Annotated in this window: 1 protein-coding gene and 1 pseudogene; both read right to left on the bottom strand. The window is 75.3% G+C overall.

The window, feature by feature from the left end:
• Positions 1-778 (bottom strand): annotated as a pseudogene (locus tag AC2W7G_RS17195) (serine/threonine-protein kinase); the annotation flags it as partial.
• A 6-nt stretch (positions 779-784) separates the two neighbouring features.
• Positions 785-967, bottom strand: a 183-nt coding sequence (locus AC2W7G_RS17190) for a hypothetical protein (protein ID WP_485869512.1), incomplete at its 5' end; no start/stop codon positions are given.

Genomic DNA, 967 nt, shown 5'->3' with positions numbered 1-967 from the left:
CGGGCGCCGGGTCGGGTCCTTTGGCCAGCATCGCCTGCAGCGCCTGCCACAGCGGCTTCGGCGACGGGCACGCGCGGCACGTCCGCGGTGACGTGGCGGAAGCCGATCGTGTGCGCGGTGCCCGGGCCCGCGAACGGCGTGCGTCCGGCCAGCAGCTCGTAGAGCAGGACGCCCGTGGCGTAGACGTCCGACGCCCCGCTGAAGCGGCCTTCGGCGAACAGCTCGGGCGGCATGTAGGCGGGGGTGCCGAGCAGTCCGGTGGCCTGGACGGTGGACTCCTGCGCCAGGCGGGCGATGCCGAAGTCGGACAGCCGGACGCGCTCGGCCATCGGACCCTCGCCGTCCTCGACCAGGACGTTGTCGGGCTTGACGTCGCGGTGCAGGCAGCCGACCTCGTGGGCGGCGGCCACGGCGTCCAGCACGCGGCGGCGACCTCGACGGCCTCGCGGGCGGGCAGCGTGCCGGCGGCGCGCAGGTGGGCGCGCAGGTCGCGGCCCGACACCAGGTCCATGACGATCGCGAGGTCGTCGCCCTCGACCACGAGGTCACGGACGCGGACGACGCCGGGGTGGCGCAGCGCGAGCAGGATCGAGCGCTCCTGGATGAAGCGCCCGACGATCTCGGGGTCCTGGGTCAGGTCGCTGCGCAGCAGCTTGGCGGCGACGAGCTCCTCGGTGGTGCGGTCGCGGGTGCGCCAGACCTCGCCCATCGCGCCCGATCCCAGGCGGTCGACGAGCTCGTAACGGCTGCCCAGGGCACGGCGGCTCCCCACGTCCATCGACACCTACTCCGCGTCGTCCGGCAGCGCGAACCAGGTGAGGACCGGGGAGGCGCCGCGGGACGCACGCCCGGGTCCTGGGTGGTGGCGTAGAGCGGCTCCGCCGCCTCGGCGGGGCAGCGCGTACGGCGACGTGAAGTCGAGCGCCGGGCCGGCGAGGGCCTGCTTGGCGCCGGGCTTCAGCGTGGC

The sequence above is a fragment of the Aeromicrobium sp. PFPM2_SD2 genome, assembly GCF_057364525.1.
Note: the sequence above shows the minus strand (reverse complement) of the source record. Positions and strands in the feature narration are given on the sequence as shown.